The sequence below is a fragment of the Deferrivibrio sp. genome (assembly GCF_055117995.1).
The window spans coordinates 1-8,059 of sequence record NZ_JBSQOT010000057.1; the positions used below are offsets into that span (position 1 = coordinate 1).

The window sequence follows — 8,059 nt, forward strand, 5'->3', positions numbered from 1 at the left end:
AATTTTGATAGATGAATACGACAAGCCAATTCTTGATGTTATAGAAAATATTGAGCAGGCAAAGATAAACAGGGAGTTTATAAAGGGGCTGTATTCAATAATCAAAGACAATGACGCATATATCCGTTTTGCATTTCTAACAGGTGTTAGTAAATTTTCAAGAGCATCTATATTCAGCGGTCTTAACATGCTGACAGATATTTCTCTTAACCCAAAATACGGCAATATCTGCGGATATACACAAAATGATATAGAGACAACATTTATGCCATATCTTGAAGGTGTGGATATGGAAAAATTGAAAATCTGGTACAATGGTTACAATTTTCTTCAGGATAATGTTTATAACCCTTTTGACATATTGCAGTTTATTGCAAGTGGGCATATGTACAGAAACTACTGGTTTGAGACCGGTACACCCTCATTTTTGATAAAGCTGCTCAAGCAAAGAAATTATTTTCTACCGAAATTATCCAATTTGAAGATGGATGATAAGTTATTGTCCACCTTTGACATAGAGCATATTGACATTGAAGTGCTACTGTATCAGTCTGGCTATCTTACGATAGACAGTGTAAAGGAGCAAAGAAGAGGTGGATTTGAATATACCTTGAGGGTGCCTAACCTTGAAGTGCAGTTGTCATTAAGCGATTACATACTCCACTATCTCTTTCAGCAAAAAAATATAGTAGACACTCAGGATTTATCATATGATGCATTGTATGAAGGCAATCTTGATAAATTTAAAGAAAGTCTCATATCGATATTTGCATCTATCCCTTACAATAATTTTTCAAAAAACAATTTAGACAAATTTGAAGGGTTTTATTCCAGTATAATTTATGTTCATCTTGCCTCTTTGGGGATAAAAATCATTGGTGAGGATGTAACAAATGAGGGAAGGATTGATTTGACCTGTTTTGTGGGGGACAAGATATATATCCTTGAATTTAAAGTTGATGGGAAGAAAGGGGAAGCATTATCACAGATAAAAAGTAAAAACTACGCCCTAAAATATAAGAATTCACCTATTTACAAGGAGTATTCTGAGATTTATCTTGTAGGCATTGAGTTTGATTCAGCAAAGCGAAATATTGCAAATTTTGAATGGGAAATTGCATAAATGGACAATTTGCCAATATGTTGATAGAAACTCACGTTTTTAAACCTTAAGCTTTGAAAAATTGAAAATCAGGTATGTTATGCAGACTGCGATAAATGCGTTGGTGCCTGATGCACCGCCAAACCCTGAATAATCGTTGGAAAATTTATAAACAATAGTTGCGATAAAACTTGCAACGACGAGCGTTTTTATACTGGAAAGGATGTTTTGGGAAGACATACCCACGAAGGAAGAAATTACAAGTATTGTGGAGATTTCGCCTGCGTTTGATATGCTTAAGTGCTCTACAACTCCTGCAATAATAAGGACGATTGACGATGCCATAACTGAGCTGTAACCCACATTGTGAAAAAGATAAAAAGTCAGGCTTAGTCCCAAAAGATGAACTACAAAAAGAGTAAACAATTTACTTACCTCAAAAGATAATATGCTACAGCTACCCCAAAAAAGGCAATTGTCCCGAGTTTGCCACCAAAACCTGTAAAAATATCTCTTGAAAATCCAAAAAGCAGCCCGGAAATTATTGAAGCAACAATAATATGCGTGTATATGAAATCTATCAGGGTTGAAGACATTCCAATAAATGCGCCACAGTAGCCAGGAAACTGAATATCATAAAGTTTTTTGTCAATATTTGAAATTACTCCAAGCAACAATCCCACAATCCCTGCTGCAAGGGGAGCTTTAAGCCCGCTGTTATTCAGATAAAATGTCAGGACAGCAGATACCATGACAATGCCGATATCCGATAGGATTTGCTTTGATTTCAAGAATATAGATTTTGGCAGATTATGGTAATAAATGAAAAAAAATATGGTCATAAATAAAATAATTAAAATATTTATGGAAATATTTTGGCGATTTAATGCAGGTTTTATCGTAAAAATAATTATTGCTACAAAAAATGTAAAATATGACAATAACGGGGACTTTTTCATCAATAAAAATATACCAGATGTATTATTCCTCTTGCAATAAGCCCTACAATGGAAGCTATCAGCACAGGCTTTAGCACCTTTTGAAACCTTACGCCTACAGAAAGAAATACCATCATTCCAACAGGGTCGATGGGGTTAATTATAAAGCCGGCGAGCATATTCAAATCTTTTTCGGTCATCAAACCCTTTTCAATCATATCGATAGCCACAGCCATCATTGCCGTGCCCCCTGCAAGAAATTTTGTTATGATTGGGACTACGGAGATAGACGAAATTCCTATTAATTGAAATATAGGGGACACGATATTTTCTATCATGTTCAAGATGTTCAATTTTTTTAAGACGTTGACAAAGAAAATTGAGATAACAAGCGCAGGTAAAGATTTATAAACTACCAGAATCCCTTTTTCGCCCCCTTCAAACAGAAGTGGAAGGAGTCGTTTTGATGAAGGTGCAGCATTGTCAGGGTTGTGCGAATTTTCTTCTTTTTTGATAAAAAGTCCGACGATAAAAGCAGCTATTATCCCCCCTATTAATGAAGAAATTATTGTTACGGTTATATTTAAACCTACAGCAATGAGTGGGAATGCTGCGTTTGCCTGAGACATTACGATGGTGGCAGCAAATGTAGTTGCGATTTCCCTTTGGGAGTAGCCTTCATCATCGTTCATAATTTTGAAAGTAGCTATTGGTGCTGCAAAGCTTATTAACAAAATTTGCAGTACAGCAAATGCACCTACCCCAGGGATGCCGAAAATTCCAAGAACAGGGGAAAACATAACTGCGATTCTTTTCAGCCACCCTTTCTGCTCGAGGGTGTGCATAATTGCCATCATGATGACCATTATCGGGAGCAATATATAAAGAGCCAGGTTTATTGCAGATTTACCGGAATCAAGTATCAAGCCTACAAAAGTTTCCAAATTCCCCTCACAGATTATTAATCTCTTGTAAAATTTTCAATTTCTCTTCATCGGTAAACCCTTTTGCTTCAAGAACATCTTTCAGTTTATCCCAGATAGGTTCACCGCATCTGATACATCTTATGCCTTTATCCATAAGGTATTTTACAGCTTCCTTCTTTTCAAGAACAATTTCTTCAATGGTATTTTCAAGTGTAAATTTATTCATATGTATATTCTAATCTAAAAATTTAATATTTTCAAACGGAGAAAGATGGTATAATTTGCTATAAGGTTAAAAAAAGTGTGTGAAAAAAATAGGTATATCGTTTTTGGAGTTTATATATGAATATCAGAAAAATTACACTAAAAGATTTGCCGCAAATCCACAGGCTCGGGGAAAAAGTTTTTACCCTTAAAAACTATCCTAATCTTTATCGGGTGTGGGATGAGAGTGAAGTGGCAGAATTCTTTGTAAATAACAGGCAGAGTTGTTTTGTGGCAGAAGATAAGGGGAAGGTAGCAGGATTTATATTGTCCTATGTTGTACAGAAAAAGCATATAAAATATGGCTATCTTGTCTGGCTTTGCGTAGACGAGGAGTATGAAAAACAGGGGCTTGCTTCAAAGCTTTTTGATGAATTCAAAGAGTTTATGAAAAATGAGGGGATAAGGACTGTTTTTGTGGATGTGGAAAAGAGCAATGAAAGGGCGTTAGGATTTTTTCGTGGTAAAGGGTTTTGTGAGCCTAAAGAGCAGATTTATTTGACTTTGTATTTAAGTGATGGAGATAAAAATGAGCATAAATGAAAAACGGCTAAAAGATTTGCTTGTGGATATGATTAATATTTACAGCCCTTCGGGGAAAGAAGAAGAGATACAGGACTTTTTGAAAAGTTATTTGAAGAAGCATAAGTTAAACTACATTTTTCAGGAAGTTGACGAACAAAGGGGGAATATTATTGTGATGCCTGACAAGGGTGAAGCTGATATTGTTTTTGTGGGGCACATTGATACTGTTCCTGCCTTTGATTATGAAAATTATGAGGCAAATATAACCGAAAATGAAATATACGGACTTGGCTCTGCGGATATGAAGAGTGGCTGTGCCGCAATGGTTGAATCATTTATCTCGTATCGGGAAAGGCATAAGGGAGATTTCCCATGTGCCCTTGCGCTTGTGGTGGGGGAAGAGGAGTCAGGTGACGGCGCATTTACGCTTGCAAGGGAATACCCTTTTGATTGGGCAATTATCGGTGAACCAACAAATCTTAAACCATGCTTCGGACATTTTGGGTACGTTGAAATTTCTCTGGTAACTTATGGTCAAAAATTGCATGCATCACTTTCAAAGCCGGACAAAAATGCTGTCAAACTGATGATGGATTGTATTAATCTGATTATTGAATACATCGATAAAAAAGAAGATATATTGTACAATATCAGGGATTTTAACAGTTCCCATGCAGGTTTTGCAAGCCCGGACAGGTGCGAAGCATATCTGGATTTACACGTTTCGTCCAAATATTCTCTTGGGTCGCTAACGTTTGAAATCGAAGAGCTGATTTTTGAAAAATTCAATGAAAAAGAGATAAAGTTTTCGCTGCAGACTATTCATCATGGTTATGAATTATCTGACAAAGCATCGCTGCCGAAAATGTTGAAAACGATTTATAATCAGAAAAATCTGGATTTTTCTCAGAGCTTTTTCAAAAGTGACTCTGATGCTCCGATATTCTGGCAGTCAGGTATTAAGCCAATTATTTTAGGTCCGGGAGACCTTGCTGTCGCACATACCTGTGAAGAGATGGTTGATTTTAATGAAGTTTTGAAAGTAGCAGAGATTTACTTCTCTGTGCTTGAGTGTGAAAATTGAAAAAATAAATGGGTGGGGTGTTAAAAGTTGCAAATTGTCAAAGTCAATTAAAAATCCCCACCTTATGATTTATGTTCTAAATGGATTGGCTGGCTTAATATCTATCTCATACCCAAGAATTGAAAGTATTTGATTGAGTGTTACTATACTTATATTTGCAATATAGCCATTTTCCAGCTTTGATAAAGTCGCTCTTGAGATATGTGCTTCTTGTGCAAGAGCTTCTTGAGAAACTCCCTTTTGTTGTCGCAAACTTTTAATAGTTTTTCCAAGTTCTGATAATATCATCACTAAGCTCCTTTGTGCTCTCTTCTTTTAAAGATAATTTCCAACTATCTAACATCATCTTTCCTATCTTAAAATCCGGATTTTTGGTCAAATAACCTTCCAGCTCATTAATCACCCACAAAAGTGCTTCAAAACAATCCCTATAAAACTTTTTTGCTTCACTTAGACTCAAAAGACAACTTTTTTGCCCAAACTTGATAAGAGTATTTTTTGAGTGCCATATCTTTTTGCCATCCATCATAAGTGCAGGTTTATCCTTGTGAATGTAGACAACCGTATTGACTACATCATATACGGGTGAATAAAAAATATTTTTAAAATCATCATCAAACAATAAGCCAAAGTTTTTCAAGTGTGCATCACCATTTTTAAGTAGATAATTCATAACCACAGTTTTATAAAATGCTATCATTGACTCTCTTTTATTTGTGGCATATGAGTAGATGATTTTAGCTACTTGCTCGTAGCTTCCATCATATTTACTTTCTTTGTTTTTATCCATCAGTGATAATACCTCTTCAAACCCATAAAAACTACCATCATCTTTTAGTGTAAATTTTTCTACTATTAGAAATTTATTGTTTTTTGATAATTTAACATTTGCAGTTTTTACTCCTGCTTTTTCTACAGCTTTTAGGCAAAAGTATTCATTGAGAGCCAAATCTTGATATTCATCTCCCCAAGTTTTGATGATATACTCTTTTGTATCTAATTTTTCTTTTTCTTTTAAAAGTGCTATAGTTTTTGGTTGTACTCCACTGATGGCATTTTTGTTTAAAAAGGTTTGAAGAAGGTTATTAAAAGTATCGTTTGTATCATTAGATAATATCTCTTCAATATCAAAATTAGGAAAGTCTATACTCTTTTGTAGATTACATTGAAATTGCACTCTAGATTGTATATTTGAGCACAGAAGTGAAAATATCAGATAATCATCTACTCTGCCATATTCTTTTGATAAAATATTTTTAAATATCTCATACAAATACCCCTCTGGCAAAAAACTCTCCAAAAATGGTGGAAACCTATAATCATATAGATATATCTTTTGAGTATTTGGCAAAGATAGTGCTATGGAGTTACTTATATCAAAATCTTTATAGTCTATGATAAAGTTTCTATTGTCTTTGAAAAATGATGCTATTGCTTTTTGATTATGAAATATTTCTATCATTTGTCTGCCCTGTAAAATTTAGTTTACAATCATACGCTATTTACTCAATTATGTAAAGTAAATTATACAGAAAAAAATTAAAAACTTCTAACCAATCATTTAGCAGCTCTCTAAATTTTATAAAATATTAGCCTTTTTTATGGGTGTGTAAAAGAGCAATTAAAGGGGATTGAAATTTTTCAGGTGCAAAGGCATTTATGAGCCAAAAGAGCAGATTTTACTTACACTTTGTACGGCATTTGATTTAGAGAGATTGATTTTTGATAAATTTAACGAGAAAAGGATAAATTTTCGCTGCAGACTATTCATCATGGTTATGAATTATCTGACAAAGCCTCACTGCCGAAAATGTTGAAAACGATTTATAATCAGAAGAATCTGGATTTTTCCCAGAGCTTTTTCAAAAGTGACTCTGATGCTCCGATATTCTGGCAGTCAGGTATTAAGCCAATTATTTTAGGCCCGGGAGACCTTGCTGTTGCTCACACCTGTGATGAGATGGTTGATTTTAATGAAGTCTTAATGGCAGCTGAGATTTACAGCTTTATACTTGAAATGGTAAAGGGGTAGCAATTCAAGTGCAAGGGGTTGTAAATAGCAGCATATTTAGCAATATAAACCAACATTCCCCTTGCAAACAGCATATTTCAAAAGTAAAATATTCATATGAAAAAGCTGCCGATAGGTATTCAGACATTTAGCGAGATTATCAATGGCAACTACCTGTACATTGATAAAACAGAGTATGCCTGCAATCTTATTGAAAATTATAAATATATTTTTTTATCCCGCCCGAGACGTTTTGGTAAATCACTGTTTCTTGATACATTAAAGGCGATATTTGAGGGGAGAAAAGAGCTTTTTGAGGGGCTATATATCTATGACAAATGGGACTGGAGCAAAAAATATCCTGTCATCAAGATAAGCTGGGCTGGGAATTTCCAGAGCCTTGAGGGGCTTGAAAGCTCTGCCTATGAAAATTTCAGAAAGAATCAGGTGAGATTAGGCATTGAATGTAAGAATGAAAATGATGCTGCTTCCTGTTTTGCAGAATTGATAGAGATGTCGTATAAAAAGTACAACGAAAAGGTAGTAATTTTGATTGACGAATACGACAAACCAATCTTAGATGTCATAGAAAATATTGAGCAGGCAAAGATAAACAGGGAGTTTATAAAGGGGCTGTATTCAATCATCAAAGATAATGACGCCTATATCCGTTTTGCATTTCTAACAGGTGTTAGTAAATTTTCAAGAGCATCTATATTCAGCGGTCTTAACATGCTGACAGATATCTCCCTTAATCCAAAATACGGCAATATCTGCGGATATACACAAAATGATATAGAGACAACATTTATGCCATATCTTGAAGGCGTGGATATGGAAAAATTAAAAGTATGGTACAACGGTTATAATTTTCTTCAGGACAATGTGTATAACCCTTTTGACATATTGCAGTTTATAGCAAGTGGACATATTTTTGACAATTACTGGTTTGAGACCGGCACACCGTCATTTTTGATAAAGCTGCTCAAACAAAGAAATTATTTTCTGCCTAAACTATCTAATTTGAAAGTAGACAGAAAACTGTTATCCACTTTTGATATAGAGCATATTGACATTGAAGTGTTGCTGTATCAGTCAGGCTATCTTACGATAGATAAAATGATAACAAATGAGATACTGGACACAATAGAATATACGTTAAAAATACCAAACAAAGAGGTGCAGATTTCCTTTAACGATTATGTAATC

General features: G+C 34.6%; 11 protein-coding genes. 5 read left to right on the plus strand and 6 right to left on the minus strand.

All coding sequences use genetic code 11. The features are described from left to right. The coding region (locus ACTCAF_RS10250; RefSeq protein ID WP_463063185.1) for a PD-(D/E)XK nuclease domain-containing protein at positions 1–1,123 on the plus strand (1,123 nt) is incomplete at its 5' end. 39 nt (positions 1,124–1,162) lie between these two features. Here the strand turns inward: ACTCAF_RS10250 and ACTCAF_RS10255 are convergent. From ACTCAF_RS10255 to ACTCAF_RS10270, 4 genes are read right to left on the minus strand one after another with little or no spacing between them, the layout of a single operon-like run. Further along, positions 1,163–1,528: a hypothetical protein gene (locus tag ACTCAF_RS10255; protein WP_463063186.1), complete on the minus strand. Its 366-nt coding sequence runs from the start codon at positions 1,526–1,528 to the stop codon at positions 1,163–1,165. Positions 1,529–1,533: 5 nt separating this feature from the next. Then, positions 1,534–2,061: a hypothetical protein gene (locus ACTCAF_RS10260; RefSeq protein ID WP_463063187.1), complete on the minus strand. Its 528-nt coding sequence runs from the start codon at positions 2,059–2,061 to the stop codon at positions 1,534–1,536. Then, complete coding sequence (locus ACTCAF_RS10265) at positions 2,061–2,984, minus strand: nucleoside recognition family protein (protein WP_463063188.1); 924 nt, start codon at positions 2,982–2,984, stop codon at positions 2,061–2,063. Before ACTCAF_RS10265 ends, ACTCAF_RS10260 begins: the two co-directional genes overlap by 1 nt. 7 nt (positions 2,985–2,991) lie before the next feature. After that, the gene (locus tag ACTCAF_RS10270; RefSeq protein WP_463063189.1) at positions 2,992–3,192 is read right to left on the minus strand and encodes a DUF1858 domain-containing protein; all 201 of its coding nucleotides are present in this window, start codon (positions 3,190–3,192) and stop codon (positions 2,992–2,994) included. 116 nt (positions 3,193–3,308) lie between these two features. Between ACTCAF_RS10270 and ACTCAF_RS10275 the strand changes: the two genes are divergently transcribed. Together ACTCAF_RS10275 and ACTCAF_RS10280 are read left to right on the plus strand one after the other, a co-directional pair. Beyond that, positions 3,309–3,773 carry an N-acetyltransferase family protein gene (locus ACTCAF_RS10275; protein ID WP_463063190.1) on the plus strand — a complete coding sequence of 155 codons (465 nt, stop codon included), beginning with the start codon at positions 3,309–3,311 and terminating at the stop codon, positions 3,771–3,773. Then, a complete protein-coding gene (locus ACTCAF_RS10280; RefSeq protein WP_463063191.1) occupies positions 3,760–4,839 on the plus strand; it encodes a M20/M25/M40 family metallo-hydrolase in 1,080 nt (359 codons plus the stop codon). The genes ACTCAF_RS10275 and ACTCAF_RS10280 overlap by 14 nt, the downstream gene beginning before the upstream one ends. 69 nt (positions 4,840–4,908) lie before the next feature. On the opposite strand, the gene ACTCAF_RS10285 is transcribed toward ACTCAF_RS10280, so the two are convergent. After that, a complete protein-coding gene (locus ACTCAF_RS10285; protein WP_463063192.1) occupies positions 4,909–5,127 on the minus strand; it encodes a helix-turn-helix domain-containing protein in 219 nt (72 codons plus the stop codon). Then, positions 5,096–6,301, minus strand: coding sequence for a type II toxin-antitoxin system HipA family toxin (locus ACTCAF_RS10290; RefSeq protein WP_463063193.1), 1,206 nt, complete (start codon positions 6,299–6,301; stop codon positions 5,096–5,098). Before ACTCAF_RS10290 ends, ACTCAF_RS10285 begins: the two co-directional genes overlap by 32 nt. A 348-nt stretch (positions 6,302–6,649) precedes the next feature. Between ACTCAF_RS10290 and ACTCAF_RS10295 the strand changes: the two genes are divergently transcribed. Together ACTCAF_RS10295 and ACTCAF_RS10300 are read left to right on the plus strand one after the other, a co-directional pair. Then, positions 6,650–6,871: a hypothetical protein gene (locus ACTCAF_RS10295; protein WP_463063194.1), complete on the plus strand. Its 222-nt coding sequence runs from the start codon at positions 6,650–6,652 to the stop codon at positions 6,869–6,871. A 96-nt stretch (positions 6,872–6,967) separates the two neighbouring features. After that, positions 6,968–8,059, plus strand: a 1,092-nt coding sequence (locus tag ACTCAF_RS10300) for an ATP-binding protein (RefSeq protein WP_463063195.1), incomplete at its 3' end; no start/stop codon positions are given.

Bases quoted from the DNA above. Each gene is read 5' to 3' on its own strand.
- ACTCAF_RS10270 (WP_463063189.1), bottom strand. From the start codon at position 3,192: ATGAATAAATTTACACTTGAAAATACCATTGAAGAAATTGTTCTTGAA.
- ACTCAF_RS10285 (WP_463063192.1), bottom strand. From the start codon at position 5,127: ATGATATTATCAGAACTTGGAAAAACTATTAAAAGTTTGCGACAACAA.
- ACTCAF_RS10295 (WP_463063194.1), top strand. From the start codon at position 6,650: ATGTTGAAAACGATTTATAATCAGAAGAATCTGGATTTTTCCCAGAGC.
- ACTCAF_RS10260 (WP_463063187.1), bottom strand. From the start codon at position 2,061: ATGAAAAAGTCCCCGTTATTGTCATATTTTACATTTTTTGTAGCAATA.
- ACTCAF_RS10290 (WP_463063193.1), bottom strand. From the start codon at position 6,301: ATGATAGAAATATTTCATAATCAAAAAGCAATAGCATCATTTTTCAAA.
- ACTCAF_RS10280 (WP_463063191.1), top strand. From the start codon at position 3,760: ATGAGCATAAATGAAAAACGGCTAAAAGATTTGCTTGTGGATATGATT.
- ACTCAF_RS10275 (WP_463063190.1), top strand. From the start codon at position 3,309: ATGAATATCAGAAAAATTACACTAAAAGATTTGCCGCAAATCCACAGG.